General features: G+C 71.9%; 25 protein-coding genes. 20 read left to right on the top strand and 5 right to left on the bottom strand.

The window, feature by feature from the left end:
* The first annotated feature begins 417 nt into the window (after positions 1-417).
* From CHR28_RS29155 to CHR28_RS29110, 10 genes are all read left to right on the top strand, one after another.
* Complete coding sequence (locus CHR28_RS29155) at positions 418-1,146, top strand: hypothetical protein (RefSeq protein WP_094056688.1); 729 nt, start codon at positions 418-420, stop codon at positions 1,144-1,146.
* Positions 1,147-1,163: 17 nt separating this feature from the next.
* Positions 1,164-2,171, top strand: coding sequence for a hypothetical protein (locus tag CHR28_RS29150; RefSeq protein WP_256984472.1), 1,008 nt, complete (start codon positions 1,164-1,166; stop codon positions 2,169-2,171).
* Complete coding sequence (locus tag CHR28_RS29145; protein WP_094056716.1) at positions 2,168-3,475, top strand: CpaF family protein; 1,308 nt, start codon at positions 2,168-2,170, stop codon at positions 3,473-3,475. Before CHR28_RS29150 ends, CHR28_RS29145 begins: the two co-directional genes overlap by 4 nt.
* Before the next feature lie 49 nt (positions 3,476-3,524).
* Positions 3,525-4,478 (top strand): type II secretion system F family protein, encoded by a 954-nt coding sequence (locus CHR28_RS29140; protein ID WP_179272597.1) that lies wholly within the window; start codon positions 3,525-3,527, stop codon positions 4,476-4,478.
* Entirely contained in the window at positions 4,475-5,398 is a 924-nt protein-coding gene (locus CHR28_RS29135; RefSeq protein ID WP_179272596.1) for a type II secretion system F family protein, read from the top strand. The genes CHR28_RS29140 and CHR28_RS29135 overlap by 4 nt, the downstream gene beginning before the upstream one ends.
* Before the next feature lie 53 nt (positions 5,399-5,451).
* The gene (locus CHR28_RS29130; protein ID WP_031107180.1) at positions 5,452-5,703 is read left to right on the top strand and encodes a hypothetical protein; all 252 of its coding nucleotides are present in this window, start codon (positions 5,452-5,454) and stop codon (positions 5,701-5,703) included.
* A gap of 29 nt (positions 5,704-5,732) precedes the next feature.
* The gene (locus tag CHR28_RS29125; protein WP_094056686.1) at positions 5,733-6,194 is read left to right on the top strand and encodes a TadE family protein; all 462 of its coding nucleotides are present in this window, start codon (positions 5,733-5,735) and stop codon (positions 6,192-6,194) included.
* Positions 6,194-6,625: a TadE/TadG family type IV pilus assembly protein gene (locus tag CHR28_RS29120; protein WP_094056685.1), complete on the top strand. Its 432-nt coding sequence runs from the start codon at positions 6,194-6,196 to the stop codon at positions 6,623-6,625. The genes CHR28_RS29125 and CHR28_RS29120 overlap by 1 nt, the downstream gene beginning before the upstream one ends.
* On the top strand, positions 6,622-7,092 hold the full coding sequence (locus tag CHR28_RS29115; protein WP_256984471.1) for a pilus assembly protein TadG-related protein: 471 nt from the start codon (positions 6,622-6,624) through the stop codon (positions 7,090-7,092). The genes CHR28_RS29120 and CHR28_RS29115 overlap by 4 nt, the downstream gene beginning before the upstream one ends.
* A gap of 300 nt (positions 7,093-7,392) precedes the next feature.
* Positions 7,393-7,620, top strand: a complete 228-nt coding sequence (locus CHR28_RS29110; RefSeq protein WP_094056684.1) for a hypothetical protein — start codon at positions 7,393-7,395, stop codon at positions 7,618-7,620.
* A 76-nt stretch (positions 7,621-7,696) separates the two neighbouring features.
* On the opposite strand, the gene CHR28_RS29105 is transcribed toward CHR28_RS29110, so the two are convergent.
* On the bottom strand, positions 7,697-8,023 hold the full coding sequence (locus tag CHR28_RS29105) for a hypothetical protein (protein WP_094056683.1): 327 nt from the start codon (positions 8,021-8,023) through the stop codon (positions 7,697-7,699).
* Between the two features lie 181 nt (positions 8,024-8,204).
* Between CHR28_RS29105 and CHR28_RS29100 the strand changes: the two genes are divergently transcribed.
* Positions 8,205-11,222, top strand: a complete 3,018-nt coding sequence (locus CHR28_RS29100) for a BTAD domain-containing putative transcriptional regulator (RefSeq protein ID WP_094056682.1) — start codon at positions 8,205-8,207, stop codon at positions 11,220-11,222.
* Entirely contained in the window at positions 11,219-11,947 is a 729-nt protein-coding gene (locus CHR28_RS29095) for a prepilin peptidase (RefSeq protein ID WP_094056681.1), read from the top strand. Before CHR28_RS29100 ends, CHR28_RS29095 begins: the two co-directional genes overlap by 4 nt.
* Positions 11,948-11,972: 25 nt before the next feature.
* Here the strand turns inward: CHR28_RS29095 and CHR28_RS29090 are convergent, their stop codons facing one another.
* Positions 11,973-12,161, bottom strand: coding sequence for a hypothetical protein (locus tag CHR28_RS29090; protein ID WP_094056680.1), 189 nt, complete (start codon positions 12,159-12,161; stop codon positions 11,973-11,975).
* A gap of 201 nt (positions 12,162-12,362) precedes the next feature.
* On the opposite strand from CHR28_RS29090, the gene mqnC reads away from it, so the two are divergent.
* Entirely contained in the window at positions 12,363-13,562 is a 1,200-nt protein-coding gene (gene mqnC, locus CHR28_RS29085) for a cyclic dehypoxanthinyl futalosine synthase (RefSeq protein ID WP_094056679.1), read from the top strand.
* A gap of 7 nt (positions 13,563-13,569) precedes the next feature.
* The gene (locus CHR28_RS29080) at positions 13,570-14,232 is read left to right on the top strand and encodes an amidohydrolase family protein (RefSeq protein WP_094056678.1); all 663 of its coding nucleotides are present in this window, start codon (positions 13,570-13,572) and stop codon (positions 14,230-14,232) included.
* Between the two features lie 63 nt (positions 14,233-14,295).
* Here the strand turns inward: CHR28_RS29080 and CHR28_RS29075 are convergent, their stop codons facing one another.
* Entirely contained in the window at positions 14,296-15,306 is a 1,011-nt protein-coding gene (locus CHR28_RS29075) for a chitinase (protein WP_094056677.1), read from the bottom strand.
* A gap of 208 nt (positions 15,307-15,514) precedes the next feature.
* Here CHR28_RS29075 and CHR28_RS29070 point away from each other — a divergent pair, with 208 nt between their 5' ends.
* Genes CHR28_RS29070 through CHR28_RS29055 form a run of 4 tightly spaced genes read left to right on the top strand, consistent with a single transcriptional unit; the run spans position 15,515 to position 19,950 of the window.
* On the top strand, positions 15,515-15,898 hold the full coding sequence (locus CHR28_RS29070; protein WP_094056676.1) for a hypothetical protein: 384 nt from the start codon (positions 15,515-15,517) through the stop codon (positions 15,896-15,898).
* 13 nt (positions 15,899-15,911) lie between these two features.
* Entirely contained in the window at positions 15,912-18,143 is a 2,232-nt protein-coding gene (locus CHR28_RS29065; protein WP_094056675.1) for a bifunctional polysaccharide deacetylase/glycosyltransferase family 2 protein, read from the top strand.
* The gene (locus CHR28_RS29060) at positions 18,143-19,258 is read left to right on the top strand and encodes an acyltransferase family protein (RefSeq protein WP_094056674.1); all 1,116 of its coding nucleotides are present in this window, start codon (positions 18,143-18,145) and stop codon (positions 19,256-19,258) included. The genes CHR28_RS29065 and CHR28_RS29060 overlap by 1 nt, the downstream gene beginning before the upstream one ends.
* Positions 19,255-19,950, top strand: coding sequence for a demethylmenaquinone methyltransferase (locus CHR28_RS29055; protein ID WP_094056673.1), 696 nt, complete (start codon positions 19,255-19,257; stop codon positions 19,948-19,950). The genes CHR28_RS29060 and CHR28_RS29055 overlap by 4 nt, the downstream gene beginning before the upstream one ends.
* 62 nt (positions 19,951-20,012) lie before the next feature.
* Here the strand turns inward: CHR28_RS29055 and CHR28_RS29050 are convergent, their stop codons facing one another.
* The gene (locus CHR28_RS29050) at positions 20,013-20,324 is read right to left on the bottom strand and encodes a PASTA domain-containing protein (protein ID WP_094056672.1); all 312 of its coding nucleotides are present in this window, start codon (positions 20,322-20,324) and stop codon (positions 20,013-20,015) included.
* A 238-nt stretch (positions 20,325-20,562) separates the two neighbouring features.
* Between CHR28_RS29050 and CHR28_RS29045 the strand changes: the two genes are divergently transcribed.
* Positions 20,563-21,846, top strand: a complete 1,284-nt coding sequence (locus tag CHR28_RS29045) for a geranylgeranyl reductase family protein (protein ID WP_094056671.1) — start codon at positions 20,563-20,565, stop codon at positions 21,844-21,846.
* A 361-nt stretch (positions 21,847-22,207) separates the two neighbouring features.
* Here the strand turns inward: CHR28_RS29045 and CHR28_RS29040 are convergent, their stop codons facing one another.
* Positions 22,208-23,047 (bottom strand): C40 family peptidase, encoded by an 840-nt coding sequence (locus CHR28_RS29040; protein ID WP_094056670.1) that lies wholly within the window; start codon positions 23,045-23,047, stop codon positions 22,208-22,210.
* Between the two features lie 725 nt (positions 23,048-23,772).
* Here CHR28_RS29040 and CHR28_RS29035 point away from each other — a divergent pair.
* The gene (locus CHR28_RS29035; RefSeq protein WP_003992243.1) at positions 23,773-24,132 is read left to right on the top strand and encodes an NADH-quinone oxidoreductase subunit A; all 360 of its coding nucleotides are present in this window, start codon (positions 23,773-23,775) and stop codon (positions 24,130-24,132) included.
* Positions 24,133-24,134: the final 2 nt, after the last annotated feature.

Raw genomic sequence — 24,134 nt, 5'->3', positions numbered from 1 at the left:
CAGGCTGCTCGGCCGCTGCGGAGTCGCGTCGCAGAGCGGCCGGAGACCGTAACGGCGCGGTCCCGACTTCGTGAGTGAATCGTGCAGACGTGATGTCCGGCACGTGGCCAACCCGCGGCGCGGAAACGGCGGTTGGGGACGTCCTGGATTCGCTGATGCACAGGTGCCGGTGCCTCGCCCGGCTGGTGCGGACGGGGCGCGACCGGGCGGGCGTTGCAGAGGGATAACGGGCTGCGGCCCGGGGTCGGTGGGGCCTGAGGCGCCTTGAGGGGGCTATGTGCGGCTGATACGGTGCCCTGGCTTGACACTCACTTCGGCGCTGGCTATTCCGCCAGCTCAGGCACCATTTCAGCGGGCCGAGAAGTGCGGAGTGTCCCATTTGGTCAGTAACTTCTTGGGTGTACGGGGAGCGGTTGCGTGAAGATCCAAGAGCGTACGGGGGCGGGCGCCGGTCGTTCCGCCGCTCCGGCTCAGCCGTCGGTCGGTGACCGGCTTCCCACGCCGCCTCGCGAGCGCAAACCGGCACTGGCCGCGCTCGCCGTGCTGCTCATCCTCGTGGGCGCGCTGGGCGCGACGATGCTCGTGCTCCAGGCCGGCGACCGGATCGAGGTCGTCATGGTGAAGAACCAGGTCCAGGCCGGGGACTCCCTCAAGGACAGCGACGTGACCTCCGTCATGGTGGCCAAGGACGACAGCATCCACTACGTCGAGTGGGCGCAGCTCGACGCCATCAAGACGTACAAGGCCAAGTCCACGATCTACCCGGGCACCCTCGCCGTCGGCGAGATGTTCGCCAAGAAGGCCAGCCTCCCCGCTGGCAAGGCCTCCGTCGGGCTCGCGCTGAAGGAGGGCCAGTACCCCTCCGACATCAAGGCCGGTGACGTCGTCTCCGCCTACCGCGTCGGCGCGGCGAGCTCCGGCTCGAACAACTCCGGCAACGGCTCCGGCACGGGCGGCGGCAGCTCCTCCACCGCCGGTGCCCTCGTCGACGACGCGCGCGTCAACACCGTCGCCGAGGACGACGACGCCACGGTGAGCACGGGCAACCTCTCGCTCACCCTCCTCGTCGACCAGGCCGACGCGCCCGCGCTCGCCTCCGCGGCGGCCGCGGGCGAGGTCGCCATCGTGCACGTCCCCGGCAACTAGAAGGCGGCACCCACCCCATGGCGCTCATCGCTCTCGCCGCCGACAAGGGTTCCCCCGGCGTCACCACCGCGGCCGTCGCCCTCGCGGCGGTCTGGCCGCGGCGTGTCCTGCTCGCCGAGACGGACCCGGCGGGCGGTGACCTCGTCTACCGCAGTGCGGCCGCGCACGGCGGACCGCTCAACCCCAACACCGGCATGCTCTCCATCGCCGCGACCGCGCGCCGCGGCCTGGTGCCGGACCAGCTCTGGGACCACGTCCAGCCGCTCAGCGGCGGTCTTGAGGTGCTCGTCGGGCTCGGCATCGCCGAACAGGCTGCCGGACTGGCCGGGTTGTGGCCCACCCTCGGGCACGCCTTCGCCTCCCTCGCCGACTCCCCGCACGCCGCCGCCGACGTCATCGCCGACTGCGGACGCATCAGCGGCGACACCCCGGCCCTCGACCTGTTCCCGCACGCCTCGCTCGTGCTGCTGCTCTCCCGCACCGAGCCGGAGTCCCTCGCGCGGGTGCGCGACCGGGCCGCCGCCCTCGCGGGCAAGCTGCACGGCGGACCGCGCGGCGCCGCGTCCCTCGCCAACCCGGTCATCGGTGTCGTCCTGATCGCCGACACCGGTACCGCGGGCAAGCTCGCCTCGCAGGTCAACGACATGCTCGTGCACGCCCAGACCGGCGCGCGCGTGCTCGGCACCATCGCCGACGACCCGGCCGGCGCCGAGCAGCTGGCCGGCCGCAGGCGCGGACGTCTCGACAAGTCGCTGCTGATCCGCTCGGCCCGCAAGGTCGCCGCCGACATCCACCAGCAGTACGGCGCCGCCTGGGCCGCCTCCGCCCAGGCGAACCAGGCCCAGCAGGGCCCGAGCCAGGCTCATCACGCCCAGCAGGCCCCTGGCCAGGCTCATCACGCCCAGCAGGCCCCGAGCCAGGCCCAGCACGCCCAGCAGGGCCCGAACGTCCCGCATCAGCAGACCCCGCACGTCCCGCACCAGCAGGCGGGTCACACGCAGGGCCACGCGGGGGCCGGCACATGACCGCTGTCGACCACCAGTTGGTCAAGCGGTTCCGTCAGGACGCCGGCGACCGCATCGCCGAACAGCGCCGGCAGGACCAGCTCAACAACGTCACTCCGATGTCCACGGAGGACGAACGGCAGTACGCCCGGGCCGTCATAGCCCAGATCCTGGAGGAGTACGCCCGCGCGGAGATCAACGCGGGCCGTACGCCGCTGGACGCCGAGACCGAGGAGCAGTACGCGGCCGCCGTGCACGCCGCCCTGTTCGGCGTCGGCCGGCTCCAGCCGCTGCTGGACAACCCCGAGGTCGAGAACATCGACATCAACGGCTGCGACCAGGTCTTCGTCGGGTACGCCGACGGCCGCGAGGTGAAGGGCGACCCGGTCGCCGAGACCGACGAGGAGCTCATCGAGCTCATCCAGGTCCTCGGCGCCTACTCGGGTCTGTCCTCCCGCCCGTTCGACTCGGCCAACCCGCAGCTCGACCTGCGGCTGCCCGACGGGTCGCGACTGTCGGCCGTCATGGACGTGGCCCGGCGCCCGGCGCTCTCCATCCGCCGCGCGCGCATGGGCAAGGTGTTCATCTCCGACCTCGTCGGAAACGGCACGCTGACCCCCGAGGTCGCCCACTTCCTGGCCTGCGCGGTCCGGGCCCGCAAGAACATCATGATCGCCGGTGCCACCAACGCCGGAAAGACCACGCTGCTGCGCGCCCTCGCCAACGAGATCCCGCCGCACGAGCGCCTGATCACCGTCGAACGGGCCCTGGAGCTCGGCCTCGACACCTTCCCCGACCTGCACCCCAACGTCGTCGCCTTCGAGGAGCGCCTGCCCAACTCCGAGGGCCAGGGCGCCATCTCGATGGCGGAGCTGGTGCGCCGCTCGCTGCGTATGAACCCCTCCCGCGTCATCGTCGGTGAGGTCCTCGGCGACGAGATCGTCACCATGCTCAACGCGATGTCCCAGGGCAACGACGGCTCGCTGTCGACGATCCACGCCAACAGCTCCAGCGAGGTGTTCAACCGCATCTCCACCTACGCGCTGCAGGCCTCCGAGCGGCTGCCCATCGAGGCCAGCCAGATGCTGATCGCCGGTGCCGTGAACTTCGTCGTCTTCATCCAGCGGCGCAACAACTTCGGCAACGGCGGCCGACTGCAGCGCATGGTCACCTCCGTCCGGGAGGTCAACGGCGTCGACGGGCGCGTCCTGTCCAGCGAGGTGTTCGCCGAGACTCCCGACGGCCGGGTCGTGCCGCACGCCCCCCTTGCCTGCCTGGAGGAACTGATGGCACACGGCTACCGGCCGACCGGGACCTGGGGGTGAGCCGGGGATGAACACGACGACTCTCGCCGCACTCGGCTCGCTCGGCTCCATGGGCGGCCTGTTCTCCACCGAGGTCCTGTACTCGATCGGCAGCGGCGTCGCCGTCGGCGGCGGGCTCGCCCTGCTGCTCGTCGCCGTACGCGGACTGCCCGTCAAGCCCGACCACGAGAAGCAGAAGGCCGCCCAGCGGGCGAGCGAACTGATCCGCTTCGCCGGGCAGCGCGGCTCCCTCGCGGCGATCGTCGGCCTCGTCGTGCTGCTGCTGACCCGCTGGGCGGTCGCCGGCATCGCCGCCGGTGTCCTCGTCTTCTTCTGGGACCGCCTCTTCGGCGGCGCCGGCGAGGAGCGGGCCGCCATGCGCCGCGTGGAGGCCCTGGCCTCCTGGACGGAGTCCCTGCGCGACACCATCGCCGGCGCCGTCGGCCTGGAGCAGGCCATCCCGGCCTCCGCCCGCGCCGCGGCCCCCGTCCTGCGCCCGCACCTCGACGCCCTCGTGGACCGGCTGCGCGCCCGCACCCCGCTGCCCGAGGCGCTCCAGCAGCTCGCCGACGAGATCGACGACGCCTCCGCCGACATCATCGTCGCGGCCCTGATCCTCAACGCCCGGCTGCGCGGGCCCGGTCTGCGCCAGGTGCTGGGCGCCCTGGCCAAGTCCGCCCGCGAGGAGGTCGACATGCGCCAGCGGGTCATGGCCCAGCGCGCCTCGACCCGCCGCTCGGTGCAGATCGTCGTCGCGGTCTCCATCGCCTTCGTCCTCGGCCTGTCCATCTTCAACCGCGACTTCGTCGAGCCGTACGGCACGGCGGTCGGCCAGCTCGTCCTCGCCTGCGTCTGCGGGCTGTTCGCGCTCGGCTTCTGGTGGCTGCGCAAGCTGTCCACCATCGAGACGCCCGAGCGCTTCCTGGTCCGCGACCAGACGGGTGTCCGGTTCGTCCGGCCCAGGACGCCGTCCCAGCAGCAGCCGCAGCAGACGCTGCCGCAGGAAGAGGGGGCACGCCGGTGAACCTCACGATGCCGCTCGTCGTCGGCGCCGTCATCGGCCTCGGCCTCTACGCCCTCGTCCGCGCCCTCATGCCCGGCAAGCGCAGCGCCGTCGCGCAGGTCGCGCGGATCGACGCGATGCGGGCGCGCGGCTCGGCCTACGAGTCGGCGCGCGTGGAGCGTGAGACGGGCCGCCTGGGCACACTGCGCGCCGAAGTGGGCCTGCGAGTCGGCGAGTTCTACCTCCAGCAGGGCTGGGAGCAGCGCTCGCTGCGCGCGGACCTCGCGGTCCTGGAGCGCAGCTGGGAGAAGTTCCTGGCGACCAAGGTGCTGCTGGGGGTGGCGGGCCTGTTCTTCGGCCCCTTCCTCTTCGCCGTCGTGTGGACCCTCGGGGTGGGCAGCAGCCCGATCATCCCGGTGTGGCTGGCGCTTCTGTTCGCGGTGGTCTTCTTCTTCCTGCCCGACCTCGAAGTACGGCGCGACGCCGCCGAGAAGCGGCGCGACCTCAGGCGCGTGATCGGCGCCTACCTCGACCTGGTGTCCATGAGCCTGGCCGGCGGGCGCGGGCTGCCCGAGGCCCTGATGGCGGCGGCCGAGGTCTCCGACGGCTGGGCCAACCAGCGCATCAGGAACGCCCTGGCCGACGCCCGGATCACCGGCGTCAGCCAGTGGCAGGCGCTGGGCGCGCTCGGCGAGGAGATCGGCGTGGAGGAACTCAAGGACCTCTCCGCCTCGCTGGCCCTCGTCGCGGACGACGGCGCGAAGGTGCGCGAGTCCCTCGCCTCCCGGGCCGAGACCATGCGGCACCGCGAGCTCGCCGAGATCGAGGGCAGCGCGGGTGAGAAGTCCCAGTCGATGCTCGTGGCGCAGCTGCTGCTGTGCGCCGGGTTCCTGGTGTTCCTGATCTTTCCGGCGGCGATGCGGGTGTTCCAGGTGAAGTGAGCCGGCCTCCCAACTGAAGAACCTCCGAACGGATCTCGAAAGGACAAGACGTCATGAACGGACGCACCTTCCACACCGGCATCCCCGCCGTGGACTTCCTGGTCACCTTCCTCCAGGCCCGCACCGAGCGGGCCCGCTCCGGCGAGCTGGACCGCGGTGCCTCCGCGGTCGAGTGGGTCATCATCTCCGCGGTCGTCGTGGCGATCGTCGGGGTCGTGGCCGCCATCATCAACGCCGCGCTGAGCGAGGGCGCCAACAAGGTCGGCGACTGCATCAAGGGCGCGGACGCGGGCAAGACCTGCTGACGTTTCCAAGGACGACGGGGTTCACGGGGATGCCGGCAGCGCTGGGCAGACGCATACGCCGCAGGGTGGAGGCCGCACGGGAACGGGCGGCCGCCGGCGGCGACTCGGGCATGACCGCGATCGAGTTCGTGCTGCTCACCCCGGTCCTGTTCTTCATGATCTTCGCGACCGTGCAGTTCGCCCTGTACTTCTTCGCCGACCACGTCGCCCAGGCGGCGGCCCAGGCGGGCGCGCGCAAGGCGCGCGCCACCGCCGACGAACAGCCGGGCGGATGGCGGGGCGAGGCACGGGACGTGGTCGACAGCTACATCCGGCAGCTCGGCCCGCAGCTGGTCCTGTCGCCGGACGTGACGATGCTGCAGCCGGAGCAGAACACCGTGGGAGTGGAGATCGAGGCACGCGTCCCCACGGTCTTCCCCGGGCTGGACCTGACGGTGCACGCCCAGTCGATGGGCCCGGTGGAGCGGTTCGTCCAGGAGGAGGGGAACTGATGCCCGGCGCTTCTTCCCGTCCGGCAAGCCGCGGGACGGCCGACGACAGCGGCCTGTCCACCGTCGAGGTGGTGATCCTCGCCCCGGTGATGATCCTGTTCATCCTCGTCCTGGTGGCCTTCGGGCAGCTCGTGGACGGCCGCGGAGCCCTGGACGGCGCGGCCCGGGACGCGGCCCGCGCGGGCTCCATCCAGAAGAACCACGCCCTGGCGATGGCCGAGGCCAGGAAGGCCGCCGAGGCCAACCTGGCGGACGTCTGCTCCGGCCCCGTCACGGTCGTCCAGACCAGCCAGGGCTTCGAGCCGGACACCATCTTCACGGTCGAGGTGAGCTGCCAGGTGCGGGGACTGGCCATGCTCGGGCTGGACATCCCGACGCGGCTGTCGGCCAGCTTCAGCTCCCCGCTCGACCCGTTCCGGAGGTCGGCGTGAGCAACGTTGCGCGGGCCGTGCGGACCTGGTGGGCCGCACGCCGCACGCACCTGGACGACCGCGGCTCGGGAGCCGGCGCGGTCATCGTCTTCGCGCTGGTCTTCCTCTCCCTCTCCGCGTTCGTCATCGACGGCGGTCTGTCCATCTCCAAGCGGGAACGCGCCGCCGACATCGCCGAACAGGCCGCCCGCTACGCCGCCCAGGACATCGACCGCGAGGCGCTGTACGAGAACGAGGGCGGCCCGGCGCCCATCAACTTCGCCAACTGCGACGCCCGCGTGAAGGCCTTCGCCCGCGAGATGGACATGACGGGCGCGGACATCGCGGCGACCCACTGCGTCGCGGCGAACGCCGACGCGGTCGAGGTCGAGGTGCAGCTCACCTACTCCCCGGTCTTCACCGGGATGTTCTACGGCGGCGACGTGACCGTGCGTGGCCAGGCGGTGGCGGAGAACCAGGTCGGCTGACGACTGCGGGCGGAACCTTCCAGGGATCTGCACACCGTTCACCGCGAGGTCGTGAAAAGACCGGCCGGGGACGGGTCCCGGCGCATTTCCCCCGCCGTACGTCACCGGTGTGTACCGCGATGCGGCGGATGATGTGAAGGGAACGGGCCGGCCGGTGACCGAACGCCCACACTCATGAATGCGGGCGCCCTTTTCCACCGCGCGCGCCCAACTCCGGGCTGGCCGCCCGTTATCCCCGCGTGCTTTGATCGGTCGCGCTTGAGCACGTCGTCATTGTTGAAACGAAGGGAACCGCCTCCCATGGCCTTCACCCCGCAGATCGAGACCGCCCAGATGTCCGACGCCGAGCTGGACGGCATCGCCGGCGGCCAGGCGGGTGTCGCCGCGGGTGCCGGCGCCGCCGCCGGTCTCTACGTCGAGACCACGGCCGCCGGCCTGACCGCCGGTGTCGGCGGCGGCGTGGGCCTCACCGTCTCCCCGCAGGGCATCGCGGCGGACCTGCACCTCAACGCCGCCGTCGCCTCCTGACGCACGCGTCGCGACGCACGAAAAGGCCCCGGTCGGTCGGAACCGGGGCCTTTTTGCCTGCCTTTCGGGACAGCGGCTACTTCTTCTTCCGCTTGTCCTCGGTCTTCATGGCGTCGTTCACCTTCTTGGTGAGCTCGTCGTCGAGCTTCTTGAACTCTCGCACCACGGCGTCGGACATACTCGCCAGCGCGTCGAGTTGCTGGGTGATGTCCTCGCGCCCGTCCTCCCAGTTCGACTCGAAATCCCCGAGCGCGTCATTGACGCCGCCGTCACCGATGTCGTCCTGGTAGGACTCGAAAAGCCTCTTGGTGTGATTCAACCGGGTCTTGAGAGAACGCAGCCGGCGCCCGAACCCCTCCAACTCGGTCAGCGGCAACGCGAGATCGCTCTTGCCCTGTCCCATACGACGGTCTCCCTCACGTCCGGCACGTCCTGGACCCTGATCGTTCCAGCACCGTATCCCGGCCCTGATGTGCCTCCCGACGGTGAGTCCATAAGATCTCTGTAGGCTCAGCACACCCACCTCCCACAGCTCGGCCTCACGCAGTCCACGTACGTCCCCCCTCGACCCCAGGACACCCGCCATGCCGCGACGCCGCACCTCAAGCTCGTCAAGCTCGACGGGAGACACGACGGGAACGACGGCTCCGAGGAACCGGACGCCGCAGCCGGTGCGGATCCGGCGGCGGTCGTTCGGGGACTTCGTCAAGGCCTTCCTCGCGTTCGTCGCGCTGGCCGTGCTCCTCGTCGGCGTGCCCCTCGCGCTCGCCACGCAGATCGGATGGCCGCTGCCCGACGGCGTGCCGAGCCTGGACTGGCTGCAGCAAGAGATCACCGTCCACACCTTCCTCAACATCCTCACCGTCATCGTGTGGTTCGCGTGGGCGCAGTTCACCGCCTGCGTGCTGGTGGAGATGAAGGCCGCGCTGTCGGGCGTCGGCGTGCCCGGCCGGGTGCCGGGGGCCGGGCCCAGTCAGCTGCTCGCACGGCAGCTCGTCGCCGCGCTGCTGCTCGTCGGCGCCACCGCGGCCAGTCTCACGCCGGGGCTGTCGCAGTTCGGGCAGGGGTACGACGCCCACCAGAAGCCGACCGTCGCCGCGGCCCAGGCCACGCCCGGGATCTTCGCCCAGCAGCAGGAGCAGGCCTCCGGCGCCGCCGCCGCCCTCGCCGAGCAGGCCTCGCACGCCGCCGCCCACGCCGACGCCGGCGGCAGCACCGCCCGGCAGGGCGACACGAAGTACTACCGCATCCAGCCGCCCGAGGGACGTCACCACGACTCGCTGTGGGAGATAGCCGAACGCCACCTCGGTGACGGGCGCCGCTACAAGGAGATCTTCGAGCTCAACAAGGACCGGGTGCAGCCGGACGGGTCCAAGCTCTCCGAGGCCAGCCTCATCCGGCCCGGCTGGATCATGGAGATGCCGGGCGACGCGCGCGGCGGTGAACTCGTCGAGATGCCCGACGAGGCGCCGAACGTCTCGCCCGACGTGCAGCAGCAGATCGCCGACTACGCGCAGACCGGCGACCACGCCCAGGGCGGTGGCGGGGCCGGCGCCCAGGACGGCGGGGCCACCGGAGGCCAGGACGGCGGCCGGGGCGGTGAGCACGGGCAGACCGGCGCCGGCGCCGCCCAGGTGTCCGTCCCCGAGCAGCAGCGGCCCGCCCCCGACGGCGACCGGCAGCAGGCCACGGCGGCCACCGAGTCCGAGAGCGCCTTCGGCCTGCCCGAAGCGCTGCTGGCCGCGCCCCTGCTCGCCGCCGGTCTGCTCGGCGCCCTCGGCCGGCGGCGCCGGCAGGCGCTGTGGCAGTCGGCGTTCGGCTCCGTCGGCGGACGGCGCGGCATGGAGCCGCCCACGCCGAGCGGGGACGCGCAGGACGTCCAGGACGCGCTGCTCGTCGGCGCCGACCCCGAGGGCGTCCGGCTGCTCGACCGGTCGCTGCGGGGTCTCGCCGCCTCCCTCGCCGAGGAGTCCCGGGGCCTGCCGGTGGTGTACGCGGCCTGGCTCAGCAACGGCGACCTGCACCTCCAGCTCGCCCAGCCCTCGGGCAAGCCGCCCGCGCCCTGGCAGCAGGGACAGGACCAGACGTTCTGGATGCTGGCCCGCGCGGACGCCGAGGGCTACGGCGACGTCGACACGGCCGCGCCCTACCCGGGGCTCGTCAGCCTCGGCACCATGGACGACTCGCGACTCCTGCTGAACCTGGAGGCCGTGCCCGGCATCGTGTCGCTCTCCGGCCGGGAGGCCGACCGGGCCGCCGTCTTCGCGTCCGTGGCCGCCGAGTTGGCCACCAACGGCTGGTCCGACCGCATGACCATCACGCTCGTCGGTTTCGGCGAGGACCTCACGCCGCTGGCCCCGAACCGGATCCGGCACCTGGAGGACGTCGAGGCGCTCGTCGAGACCATGGAGGCCGAGACGCGGCAGCGGCGCGGGGCGCTGGGTGCCGCCGGGCAGGACTCGGTGCTCACCGGCCGCACCGGGCCCGCACAGCACACCCGTTGGGCCCCGCACCTCGTCCTGCTCGCCGCCCAGCCCTCCGCCGAGGACGCGGTCAAGCTCGCCGAACTCGCCGCCGACGCGAGCCGGCTGGGCATCGGCTACCTCGTCGGCACCGAGACCGGCGATCTGCCCGGCGCCGCCTGGGAGATGGAGATCACCGGCCAGGGCAAGCTGCTCGCGCCGCTGCTCGGCCTGGAGCTCGACGCCCAGTTGCTGCCCGCCGCCCAGCAGCGCGCCGTGGTGGAGCTGTTCGTCGAGGCCGACCCGGAGAGCCGGCCCGAGGGCGACCCGGCCCACCGGCCGCCGTTCCTCGTCGACATCAGCGAGCAGGGACGCCCGGCCGTCTACGCCCGGCTCGTCGGGCCGTACGAGATCATCGGCCTGGACACTCCGGACGGGGACCGCAGCGCCCTGCTGCACGAGGCGCTGGCGCTGCTGCTCCTGCACCGCGAGGGCGTGCACCCGCGGGTGCTGTCCTCGGCGCTGTGGCCGCGCGGTGTCACCGACGACGTGCGCGGCGCGCTGCTGGACCGGCTGCGCGACTGGCTCGGCGCCGACCCGGACGGCACGCCCCGCCTGGGCACCGACGGCAGCGGGCGGCTCACGCTCGCCAAGTCCGTCGTCTCCGACCTGGACGTGCTGCGGTCCCTCTACTACGAGGCCACGCAGGGCAAGGGCGTCGGCAGCCGGGCCGTGCGCGGGCGGCTGCTCACCGACGCGCTCGTGCTGGTGCGCGGGCCGCTGCTCGCCGACCGGCCCGAGGGGCGCTACCGGTGGCTCACGCACGAGATCGTCGACGCGCAACTGCCGCTGCTGGTCGCGGACACCGGACTGGCGCTGTGCGCGTTCCACATGGAGAAGGGCCGCGCGGAGAAGGCCATCGAGGCGCTGAACGCGGCGCTGCGCACCGCCCCGGAGGACGAGCGCCTGTGGCACGAGCTGCTGCGCGCGACCCACGCCACCGGCGAGGCGGACCGGCTGACGGCCCTCGCCACCGACCTCATCCGCCGCAGCGGGGCCCGCGGGCTGCCGCCGCGCACGGAGGCGCTGCTCGACGAGCTGCTGCCGACGTGGCGTGACGCGATCGCCGCGGCGGGATGAGCACCGGGCTGCTGGTCCTGGCCGCCGCGCTGTGGGGCGCGGCGGCGGGAGCCGTGCTGCCGCGGGCGGCCTACCGGTTCTCGGCGCCCTCGGGGGAGCCGTGGCTCGGGGAGTGCCCCGGCGGGCACCCGGTCAGGGGCTGGCTGGGCCCGGCCTCCTGCCGGGACTGCGCGGACCGCGGGTACGGTCCGCGCACGATCCCCCTGGCCCTGGCCACGGCTGCCGTCTGCGCCGCCCTCGCCGCCGCGACCGGCACCCGCCCCGAGATCGGCGTCTGGCTGCTGCTCGCCCCGGTCGGTGTCCTGCTCACCGTGGTCGACTTCCGGGTCCGGCGCCTGCCCGACCCGCTCACGCTTCCCTTCGCCGCGGCAGCGCTGGCCCTGCTCGGGCTCACCGCCCTCGTCCCCGAGCACGCGGGGCAGTGGACGACCACCCTGCTCGGCTCCCTGGCCCTCGGCGGCGGCTACTTCGTCCTCTTCCTCGTCAACCCCGCGGGCATGGGCTTCGGCGACGTCAAGCTCGCCCTCGGCGCGGGCGCGGTCCTCGGCTGGTACGGCTGGCCCACGGTCATGCTGGGCACCTTCGCCGGCTTCCTCCTCGGCGCCCTCTACGGCCTCACCCTGATCCTCACCCGCCGGGCCACCCGCAAAACGGCCATCCCGTTCGGCCCGTTCCTGATCACAGGAGCACTCCTGGGCCTGCTGACGGGCGCGTACGCGGCCTGACCCGGCCGCTGCCGCCGGGCGCGGGTCATCCGCCGATGCCGGCAGCGACCCGGCACACCACGTACAGGCCGTACGCGGCGAGCAGCGCACCGAGCAACCGGGTCCAACCGGCCACTGGCAGGCTCCGATGCGCGCCGGCCATGCGGCGCAGCCGGGTGGGGTACCGGGCGGGAGTGAACTCCTGGAGCTCTTCCCGGCCACTGGACTCGATCATGGGGAACCTCCGGAACAGGGGCGGATGCCCGACGCCTTTTCCGGTGATCTTCCCGCCCGGCTTCCGTGCCCTCCACACGGCGCGCCCCGCCCCCGCTTCGGACGGCCCGATCCCGCCCCCGCGCAGCCTGGCGTCCGGTCCGTGCGGCCCCTGGCGTACGCTGGGCGGGTCCGTCCAGAACCCTTACGAAAGGGACGCCCGGTGACCGAGAAGGCCGACCTTCAGCCCATCCTCGACCGTGCTGCCGCCGGTGGGCGGATCACCCCGGACGAGGCGCTCGTGCTGTACCGGGACGCCCCGCTGCACGCGCTGGGGGCCGCCGCCGACGCCGTACGGCGGCGCCGGTACGCGGGGACCGAGCACATCGCGACGTACATCATCGAGCGCAACATCAACTACACGAACGTCTGCGTCACGGCCTGCCGCTTCTGCGCCTTCTACGCCGCCCCCAAGGACACCGCCAAGGGCTGGACGCGCGACCTCGACGACATCCTGCGCCGCTGCGCCGAGACGGTCGAGCTGGGCGGCACCCAGATCATGTTCCAGGGCGGGCACCACCCGGACTACGGCGTCGAGTACTACGAAAAGCACTTCAAGGCCATCAAGGACGCCTTCCCGCAGCTGGTGATCCACTCGCTGGGCGCCTCCGAGGTCGAGCACATGGCCCGCATCTCCAAGGTCAGCGTGGAGGAGGCCATCCAGCGCATCCACGCCGCCGGCCTCGACTCCTTCGCCGGCGCCGGCGCCGAGCTCCTGCCCGAGCGGCCCCGCAAGGCCATCGCCCCGCTGAAGGAGTCCGGCGAGCGCTGGCTGGAGATCATGGAGATCGCGCACAACCTGGGCGTGGAGTCCACCTCCACGATGCTCATGGGCACCGGCGAGACCAACGCCGAGCGCATCGAGCACCTGCGCATGATCCGCGACGTCCAGGACCGCACGGGCGGCTTCCGCGCGTTCATCCCGTACACCTACCAGCCCGAGAACAACCACCTGAAGGGCCGGACCCAGGCGACGCTCTTCGAGTACCTGCGGATGATCGCCATCGCGCGGCTGTTCATGGACAACATCGCCCACATCCAGGGCTCCTGGCTGACCACGGGCAAGGAGGTCGGCCAGCTCTCCCTGCACTACGGCGCCGACGACCTCGGCTCGATCATGCTGGAGGAGAACGTGGTGTCCTCGGCCGGTGCCAAGCACCGGTCGAACCGGATGGAGATCATCGACCTCATCCGCAAGGCGGGCCGGGTCCCGGCCCAGCGCTCCACCACCTACGAGCACCTCGTCGTGCACGACGACCCGGCGAACGACCCGGTCGACGACCGCGTGGTCTCGCACATCTCCTCCACGGCCATCGAGGGCGGCACGGCTCACCCCGAGCTGAAGCTGCTGGCGTCCAACTGACCCGACCGTGCTGACGATCCACACCGCCCCGCTGGTCCTGCCGGCGGGCGCGGACCCCGTCCCGGACGGAGCGGTCGCGGTCGACGGCGACCGGATCACGGCCGTCGGACCGTACGAGGACGTGGCCGACGAGACGCCCGGCGCGCGCGTGCGGCGCTGGCCGGGCGTGCTCACACCGGGCCTGCGCCAGTGGCACCCGCTGTGGCTGCTGCGCCGGTGCTACCACCCCGACCCGCGCGAGGCCGGCGAACTGGGCGAGGAACCCCTGTGGGGCGAACGGCTGGCCGCCCTCGGCGAGCTGGACGAGACCCGCTGGGCGGGCAGCGTGCGGCGGGGCGTGCAGCGGATGCTGCGGTACGGCACGACGGCCGTCGCCTCGCCCGGCGCCCGCTTCCGCGACCCGCTGGTGGCCATGGCCGTCGCCCGTTCCGGCCTGAGCGTCGTCGGCACGACGGACGCCCCCGGCACACTGCTCGGCGAGCGGCCCGTCCTCGACCCGTTCGCCGAGGGCCACGACCTCCGGGGCACGGTCCACGGCCCGCTCACCATCGGCGGCCGGGCCGACCTGGCCGTGTTCGACGTGCCCGACGAGACGGCCCTGTGCGAGCGCGGCGCGGTCACGTGCGTGGCGACCGTGCTGGCCGGCCGGCTGGTCTACCGGGCCCGCTGACGCCGGGGCTCGGCCCGCGAAGATCCCTCAGCCCGCGAAGGCCCTTCATCCGGCGAAGGCCCCTCAGCCCGCGAAGGTTTCCGCGAACGCGCCCGAACTCTGCTTCACCCCACTGCAGTCGGTGGCCGCCTCAGCGGTGTCGGTGCCGGCCGCGCACTGCCGGTCCCGGGCCGTGGACCACATCGACACCCAGGCGATGCCCTTCTCCTCGGCGAAGGCACGGACCTCGGCCGCGTCGGCGAGCGTGAAGGTCTCGCCCGCGACGTCGTTGACGCCGATCATCGAGGTGAGCGCCATGCCTCGCCAGGCCTCGCCGTCGGACGTGCCGAAGACCTTCCTCAGCTGCCGGTGCGCGGCCTTCGCGGCGGTGAGCGCGTAGCCGCCCATGTCGCCGTCGTAGGACGGGCCGTAGTTCATCGTCATCAGGTTGACCGTGGCGACCCGCACGCCGTGGTCGTTGGCCGAGGCGAGCAGCGCCAGGCCGTCGGCGTCCAGACCGGAGGGCATCACCGGCAGCGTGAACGAGACCTCCAGATCGTCCCGTTCCTCCTGCAACCGCGCGATCGCCCGCGAACGCAGCGCCACGGACGCGGAGTCGGACAGGTCGTCGCCCTCGATGTCGAAGTCGGCCAGGGTGGCGCCGGCCGCGTCCAGGGCCTCGCCGTAGGCCGCCGCCAGTGCGGAGACGCTGTCGCAGCTCGCCGCGAGCTCCTTCCCGGAGGCGCCGCCGAAGGAGACCCGGACCCGGCCGCCGTCCTCCTTGAGCGCCGCGACGCGGGAGGCGACCGCCGGGTCACCGAGGGCGCGGGTGCCGTTCCAGCGCGGGGTGCAGTCACTGCCCCCGGCTATGACGAAGGCCAGGTTGTACGTCGTGGGGGAGCCGGCCGTGTCGGTGCCGGCGGCCTCGGTGGCGCTGACGTACGGGGCGTACGAGGTGCCGGCGGCGGACGGGGCGCCGGGTGCCGCCGTCGCCGAGGGGGCCGCGCGGGCCGGGCCGTCCTGGCCCGAACAGCCCGTGGCGGCGAGGGCGATCAGACAGCCGACGGCGGCGGCCCGTCTCCGCAGACTCCTCATACGGCGCGCTCCCTCTCTCGTGAGACCTCAGGGGTCAAGGTTCAATACGTTTCCCAGCCGCAAACGTCTCACGAAGGTGGGGGTACAGGACGCGTTCCGTCGGCGTTCTCGAGAACTCTCAGAGAAAGGACAGCCTGGGTCCTTTCTCACGGCTCGCTCACAAGGAAACCCGAGTTTAGGGCACAGAAGCCGCCCTAGTGTCCGGGGAATGCATTCCGAGCCCGCCATCGAGAACCGCGCCTCGCGCGGTCGCCGCCGCAAACGCGGCAACGGGTCCCCCGAAGGCCCCGTGTTCGTCGACACCTCCGGACGCCGCGCCCGGCTGCTGCGCCGGATCGGCCTTGTCCTGGGGGCCGTCTGCCTCGGGTACGCGGCCGTCCTCGGCGCGGCCTTCATGGGCTGGGGCACCTCGCTGACGCCGTCACAGTTGCTGCCGTTCGCGGGTGCGGGGCCCGGCGGCGGCCCCGGCGGCCCGGGTGGCCCGGGAGCCCCGACGGCCCCGCCCGGGACGGGAACCGGCACCGCCGTTCCCTTCCCGCGGCCGTCCGCGTCCGTCTCCGCCCCGGCGTCCGCCGCCGCGGTCTCCGACTGACCGGGGCCGCCGAATGACCACGACCACCCCCTCACGCGGCCGCCGCCGCGCCCCCTCCCGGATGGAGCGGGCCGCCGGCAAGGCCGCCGCGCTGCAGCGGCCGCGCGTCGTCCTCGCCCTGCTGCTCCTGCTCGCGCTGGTCTGCGTGATGCTCCTGGACGGCTATCTGCGCGCCGAGGTCGGCGGCGACCAGCGCGTGCGCACCGGGGCGAGCTCCAGCGACGTACCCGACGAGATCCTGGACGGCGGGCCGATCGTCACGTTCCGGGGCGGACGGGCCACGACCGTCTCGGTCCCGGACAAGACCATCGCGCTGACCTTCGACGACGGCCCCGACCCGACCTGGACGCCGCAGGTGCTGGCCGTCCTGGAGAAGTACGACGTGCCCGCCACGTTCTTCCTGGTCGGCTCGATGGTCTCGCGCCACCCGGGCATCGTCGAGGACATGGTCGAGCAGGGCCACGAGGTGGGGATCCACACCTTCACGCACGTCGACCTGTCGTACCAGAGCGAGGCCCGCGTCCGGCGCGAGATGGAGCAGACCCAGCTGGCGCTCGCGGGCGCGGCCGGCATCACGACCACCCTGTTCCGGGCGCCCTACTCCTCGCAGACGGACGCCATCGACGACTACAGCTGGCCCGTGTACGAGAAGCTCGGCCAGGACGGCTACACCAGCGTCTTCGTCGACACCGACAGCGACGACTGGAAGCGGCCGGGCGTGGCGAAGATCGTCCAGTGGGCCACGCCGGAGCAGAACGAGGGCGCCTCGGTCCTCTTCCACGACGCGGGCGGCGAACGCTCCCAGACGATCGCCGCGCTGCCGAAGTACATCGAGAAGATGCGGGCGAAGGGCTACGCCTTCACCACCATCAGCGGCGTCCTGAACCAGCAAGAGCAAGAGCAAGAGCAACAGCAGGCCCCCGCCGCCCAAGGCGACGGGCGGACGCGTCTGCAGGCCGCCCACCGCCGGGCCACCGGCACCCTCCTCTACGAGGGCAGGGCCCTGATCGCGGCCGTCGCGGTCGCCGAGGTTGCCGTGCCCACGCTGTCCGCCGGCCTCATGGTCGTCGGCGTGGCCGTCCTGGGCCGCTTCGGGATGATGCTGATCCTCGCCCGCCGCCACCACCGGCAGCGCAACCGGCGCAGGTTCAGCTGGGGACCGGACGTCACGCGCCCGGTGAGCGTGATCGTGCCCGCGTACAACGAGAAGGAGTGCATCGCCAACACCCTCCACTCGCTGGCCCGCAGCACCCATCCGATCGAGATCATCGTCGTCGACGACGGCTCCACGGACGGCACGGCCGAGATCGCCGAGTCCCTCGGCATGCCCAACGTCCGGGTGATCCGCCAGGCCAACGCGGGCAAGCCGGCCGCGCTCAACCACGGGGTGCGCAGCGCCCGGTACGACATCGTCGTCATGATGGACGGCGACACCGTCTTCGAGCCGGACACCGTGCGCCTGCTCGTGCAGCCCTTCGCCGACCCGGAGGTCGGCGCGGTCGCGGGCAACGCCAAGGTCGGCAACCGCACCACCGTCATCGGCGCCTGGCAGCACATCGAGTACGTGATGGGCTTCAACCTCGACCGGCGCATGTACGACCTGCTGCGCTGCATGCCCACCATCCCCGGCGCGATCGGGGCGTTCCGCCGCGAGGCGGTGCTCCAGGCGGGCGGGATGAGCGAGGACACCCTCGCCGAGGACACCGACATCACCATCGCGCTGCACCGCGCCGGGTGGCGGGTCGTCTACCAGGAACACGCCCGCGCCTGGACCGAGGCGCCGGGCTCACTGAAGCAGCTGTGGTCGCAGCGCTACCGCTGGTCCTACGGCACCATGCAGGCCCTGTGGAAGCACCGCAAGTCCCTCACGGACAAGGGACCTTCGGGCCGCTTCGGACGGGTGGGCATGCCGCTGGTGGTGCTGTTCCAGATCGTCACCCCGGTCTTCGCCCCGCTCATCGACGTCTTCACCGTCTACGCGATGATCTTCGTCGATCTCAGGGCGTCCCTGCTGGCATGGGCGGCCGTGCTCGGGGTGCAGCTGCTGTGCGCGGCCTACGCCTTCCGCCTGGACCGCGAGAAGTACCGGTACCTGCTGATGATGCCGCTGCAGCAGCTGGCCTACCGGCAGATGATGTACCTCGTCCTGATCCACTCCTGCGTCACCGCCCTCACCGGCGGCCGGCTGCGCTGGCAGAAGCTGAAGCGGACGGGCGAGGTCGGCACCCCGGCGGGGACCGGTTGATGGGGACCCACCGCAAGGGCGCCGTGGCCGCGGAGCGGATCCGCACCGCGGCGCCGGCCGGCCGCGACCGCTACTTCGACACCCTCCGTGCGGTGGCCCTGGTCCGGGTCGTCGCCTATCACACCTTCGAGTGGGCCTGGGCCGGGCTGGTCTTCCCGTCCATGGGGGTGATGTTCGGCCTGGCCGGCACCCTGATGGCCCGGTCGCTCAGGCGCCCGGCGGCCGGGGTGCTCGCGAGCCGGGTCCGCCGGCTGCTGCCGCCCTTCTGGTTCTGGGGCCTGTTCGTGACCGGCGCGATGCTGGTGCACGGCTGGATGCCGGGATGGCAGATCGTCTTCTGGGCCGTCCCGCTCGGCGACCCGCCGGGCAGCGCCTGGGGCGAACAGGCCTGGGAGATCGTCTGGTACCTGCGCACCTACCTGTGGTTCGTGCTCCTCTCCCCGCCGCTGCTGCGGCTCTTCCGGCGCGCGCCCGGCCCCGTCCTGCTCGCCTCCCTCGTCCCGGTCGTCGCCCTCACGTACGCCTGGCGGCCGCCGGACGGCCGGTTCGGCAGCGTCCTCACCGACCTGGCGACCTTCCTGTGCTGCTGGCTCCTCGGCTTCGCGCACCACGACGGCGTGCTGGCCCGGCTGAAACCGGCGGCGGTGCTGCCGCTCGCCTCGGCCGCCCTGGCCTGCGGCGCCTGGTACGCCCTCGCGCACCGGGCCGAGTACGGCACGTACGACCTGGACGAGAACCCGCTCGCGCAGGCCTTCTGGTCCGCCGGGTTCGTGACGCTGCTGCTGTACGCCAAGGCCCGTCTCGGCACCGGCTTCGCGGCCCTGGCCCGGCACCGCCGCCTGGACCGGCTCGTGACGGTCCTCAACGCCCGGGCGGTGACGGTCTACCTGTGGCACGAGATCGCGCTGATCCTGGCCGTGCCGCTGATCGACCGGTGCTGGGACGTGCCCGCCTTCGAGGCGTATCTGCCCCTGGAGAGCCAGTGGTTCCTGTTCGGCGTCGGCTGGCTGCTGATCGCGGTGTTCGTGCTGCTGTGCGGATGGGTGGAGGACGTGGCGGCACGGCGCGCACCCCGGCTCCTGCCCGGAGGGCGTCCTGCAACAATGGGCCCGTGACCCGCGCATCCCTGGACAAGCAGCCGCACGAAGTCGCCTCGATGTTCGACGACGTGGCGGAACGGTACGACCTGACCAACGACGTGCTGTCCCTCGGCCAGGACCGGCGCTGGCGCAAGGAGGTCGCCAAGGCGGTCGACGCGCGCCCGGCGCAGAAGATCCTCGACCTCGCGGCCGGCACGGGCACCTCCTCGCTGCCCTTCGCCCGCACCGGCGCCTACGTCGTCCCCTGCGACTTCTCCCAGGGCATGCTCCAGGTCGGCAAGCAGCGCCAGCCCTGGCTGCCCTACACCGCCGGGGACGCGACGCGGCTGCCGTTCAAGGACGACAGCTTCGACGCCGTCACCATCTCCTTCGGGCTGCGCAACGTCCAGGACACGGACGCCGCGCTGCGCGAGATGCACCGGGTGACCCGGCCCGGCGGGCGCATCGTGATCTGCGAGTTCTCGCACCCCACGTGGGCGCCGTTCCGCACGGTCTACACCGAGTACCTGATGCGCGCCCTGCCGCCGGTCGCCCGGGCCGTCTCCTCCAACCCCGACGCCTACGTCTACCTCGCCGAGTCCATCCGCGCCTGGCCCGACCAGCCGGCCCTGGCGCAGCGGCTGGGCGGGGCCGGCTGGTCGCGGGTGGCCTGGCGCAACCTGAGCGGCGGGATCGTCGCCCTGCACCGGGGCTTCAAGAAGGACTGACGCCCGACGGGCGCGCCGACCAGCACTGCCGGCTTCCTGCGACCTGATCCGGACGACGGGTCCTAGCGGTCGCTGAGCACCATGTACGGGTCGCCCGGTTCGTCCAGCTCCCGTTGCAGTCCGCCCCGGGGCGGTCTCGGGACGCGCGGCTCGTGTACGCCTCCGCCGCCCTCGCCCGGCCCGAAGTCGAACCAGACGTAGACCATCGAGTCCCGCGGCACCTCGGCACCGGGCTGCGGGTACTGGCGGACGACGTAGTCGACCACGGCGAGATGGAAGTCGGGCCGGTCCGGCGCGTTGAGGAACAGTCCCTGCGCCCGGGCCGTCTCGCGGGCGTCCACGGCCATCAGACCGACCAGGCGCGGTACCCGCACCTCGGGTGTTTTGTGGGATATGTGCACAGATGTCACCCCCAGCGGTACAGGAAGGGTAACTCCGGCCCCGCGGCGGCCGGAAGCGACAGGTGTCTTTCTGTGACAGTCGACTACCGAGCGTCACCGGACGTGTCGCGCCGGGGGCGGCCCTTCGGCCGGGTGATCAAGTGCGCTGAATAGACTGCCCGTGTCCTGTGCCGGTCGGCACGCAGATTTCGAACCTTGGGGAGATCCCGCCGTGACCGAGCCCCTCTCCGAAAACACCGCCGATGTCATCGTCGTCGGCGCGGGGCCAGCCGGCTCCACCACCGCGTACCACCTCGCCAAGGCCGGGCTCGACGTACTGCTCCTGGAGAAGACCGAGTTCCCGCGCGAGAAGGTCTGCGGCGACGGCCTGACCCCGCGCGCCGTCAAGCAGCTCGTGGCGATGGGCATCGACATCTCGGAAGAGGCCGGCTGGCTGCGCAACAAGGGTCTGCGGATCATCGGCGGGGGAGTGCGCCTCCAGCTCGACTGGCCGGATCTCGCCTCCTTCCCCGACTACGGCCTGGTCCGCAAGCGCGACGACTTCGACGAGCAGCTCGCCCGGCAGGCCCAGAAGGCCGGTGCCCGGCTGTTCGAGAAGTGCAACGTGGGCGCGCCGGTCGTCGACGACCGCACGGGCCGCATCACCGGCGTGCACGCCAAGCTCGGCGAGGAGAAGCGCGAGGTCACCTTCCACGCCCCGCTGGTCGTCGCCGCCGACGGCAACTCCACCCGGCTCTCCCTCGCGATGGGCCTGCACCGCCGCGAGGACCGCCCGATGGGCGTGGCGGTCCGCACGTACTTCACCAGCCCCCGCCACGAGGACGACTACCTGGAGTCCTGGCTGGAACTGTGGGACCGCCGCGGCCCCCAGGACCGCCTCCTGCCCGGCTACGGCTGGATCTTCGGCATGGGCGACGGCACCTCCAACGTCGGACTGGGCGTGCTCAACACCTCCGAGTCCTTCAAGGAACTGGACTGGCGCGAGGTCCTGAAGGCCTGGTGCGCCTCCATGCCGGAGGACTGGGGCTACACCCCGGACAACATGACCGGCCCGATCCGCGGCGCCGCGCTCCCCATGGCCTTCAACCGCCAGCCGCACTACACCAAGGGCCTGCTGCTCGTCGGCGACGCCGGCGGCCTGGTGAACCCCTTCAACGGCGAGGGCATCGCCTACGCCATGGAGTCCGGCCAGATCGCGGCCGACGTCATCGTCCAGGCCCACGCGCGCTCCACCCCGGCCGGCCGGGAGCTGGCCCTCCAGCGCTACCCGCGCGTCCTGAAGGACACCTACGGCGGCTACTACACCCTCGGCCGCGCCTTCGTGAAGCTCATCGGCAACCCCAAGGTCATGCAGATCGCCGCCCAGCGCGGCCTCACGCACCCGCTGCTGATGAAGTTCACGCTGAAGCTCCTCGCGAACCTCACCGACCCGACGGGCGGCGACGCGATGGACCGGATCATCAACGGCCTGAGCAAGGTCGCGCCGAAGGCCTGACCCGCCGCCCGGGGCGACCACACCGACGGCCCGGCGCGCGTACACCTCGTCGCGCCGGGCGATGTGCCGGACCCGCCGTCAAGGCGCCGCCGGGCGCGAACAATTCGGGCATAGGGCGCGAGTAGGCCCGGAGTCGTCCCGTCGCCGGGGCCGGAGTCCCTGAAGGGCGTCGGCGGGCCGCGACGCCGACTCGGGCCGCCCGGATGCGCCGGACCCCGGCGAGGCGCTCACAGGGGCCCTGGAGGGGCGTGTGGGCGTGCCGGGGTGTGCGGGGCGGGCCCGGACAGGCCGGGAGGGCCGTTGCCGAACGGTGGCAGCGGCCCTCTTGCCCGTTTATGTATGCATCAGTGGTGAGATGACGTCAGAGGACGCGCACCGCGCCCGACGCCGGGTAGCCCGACAGGTCCTGGATGACGACGCCCTTGGACGGGTTGGCCGCGTCCAGGTACTGGCCGTTACCGATGTAGACACCCACGTGGTACGCGGAGCCCTTGCCGCCCCAGTACAGGATGTCGCCGACCTGGACGCTGGAGAGCGGCACGTCCGTGCCGGCCATCGACTGGTCCTGCGAGACGCGCGGCAGGTCCACACCCACCTGCTTGTACGCGGCCTGCACGAGGGAGGAGCAGTCCCAGGCGTTGGGACCGGTGGCGCCCATGACGTAGGCGTCGCCCACCTGCGCCTTGAGGAAGGCGATGACGGTGGCGACGCTGCCGCTGGCGGGCGCCGAGACCGACGTGGAGGTGGAGGCGGAGGCGGAGGCGGAGAGGGTGGCACGCTCGGCGCTGCGCTCGGCACGCTCGGCGGCGGCCTTGCGGGCGGCCTCGGCGGCCTTCTTCTTGGCCTCGGCCTTCTTCTTCGCCTCGGCGAGGTCCTTCTTGGCCTCCGCGGCGGCCTTGGCGGCGGCCGCGTCACGCTCTGCGCGCAGCTCGTAGTTCGCGGCGGCCTGCTGCGTGGCGGCCGCGGACTGGGCGACCGCGGCGGACATGTCGGCCGTCAGGGTGGGCAGTTCGATGGTCTGCGTCACCGGCTCGGCGGCGTTCGCCGAGGCCGACGCACCCGCCGCTGCCATGCTGAGAACGCCACCGGCAACTCCGGCACGCATGGCGATCGAAGAGGTCGCGCTGCGGCGGGGCTTCCGGTGGCTGCGTATGTGAGCGGTGTGGGACATGGGAACAACCGGTACCAGGGGCTCCTTCATATCTTCAAGAAACGTGTGCTGCGCCACAGTTGTTCAACGCGGGGCCCAAAAACCCCGAACGAGGCCCTTTATTGACGCCGTAACGGACATTGCGGGCGCCCTGTGACCGGCCTGTGATCACGGTGTTTGATCAATACGCCCGAATTGCCCCGCGCCTACCATTCGTTGGGTTGATTGGCCAAGCCCCGTTCTCACGCAGCTCTCATCAATGTGGCGGACGTCACGGAACGGTTGCCCCGGGGGTGGCGTCACCGGCGCGTCGGTCACGGCCGGATCACGGCCCCGCGAAGATCGTGAACGTACTCACGCGTCCACACCTCGCCCCGTACACCCCCGGAGGTGTGAACGCGCCTCTATCAAGAGACCGAGTCCACCGCCAATTTGCATGCACGCGAACTCTCTTGATATGGAGACGCGCCCTCCGAGCTGCGCTGACGAGCCAAAATGTCACCTCTGGTGATCACTCGGACGCTTCGCGTGTGAAGATCACCGCTCATCCGACTTCATGATCGATCGTCAGGTGGTGGAGATCACAAAGCTTGTGCAATACCCCGTGTCGCAGATCACAGAGCGTCGGGCATAAGATGCACGCGGTTGGGCTTGTGACCTGCTTCACATGTTCCCGATCTTCGCCGGGGCGGGCGGGGTTCGCGGGGCTGCTGGGGCGGACGTGAGCCCGACGCTAACCGCCAGCAGTCAGTGCCGACTGAGAGGAGCGAGGAGCGGTGAACGCTTATGCGCCCATCCTCGTACTGGGAGCCCTCGGGGCAGGCTTTGCGATCTTCTCCGTGGTCATGGCCACGTTGATCGGGCCCAAGCGGTACAACCGGGCCAAGCTCGAGGCCTACGAGTGCGGTATCGAGCCGACCCCCACGCCGGCCGGCGGCGGGCGCTTCCCCATCAAGTACTACCTGACGGCGATGCTCTTCATCGTCTTCGACATCGAGATCGTCTTCCTCTACCCCTGGGCCGTCACCTTCGACGCCCTGGGGATTTTCGGGCTCGTGGAGATGCTGCTCTTCGTGCTCACCGTCTTCGTCGCGTACGCGTACGTATGGCGGCGCGGCGGCCTGGAATGGGACTGAGG

The sequence above is a fragment of the Streptomyces sp. XY006 genome, from assembly GCF_002237655.1.
Classification (GTDB): domain Bacteria; phylum Actinomycetota; class Actinomycetes; order Streptomycetales; family Streptomycetaceae; genus Streptomyces; species Streptomyces levis.
Note: the sequence above shows the minus strand (reverse complement) of the source record. Positions and strands in the feature narration are given on the sequence as shown.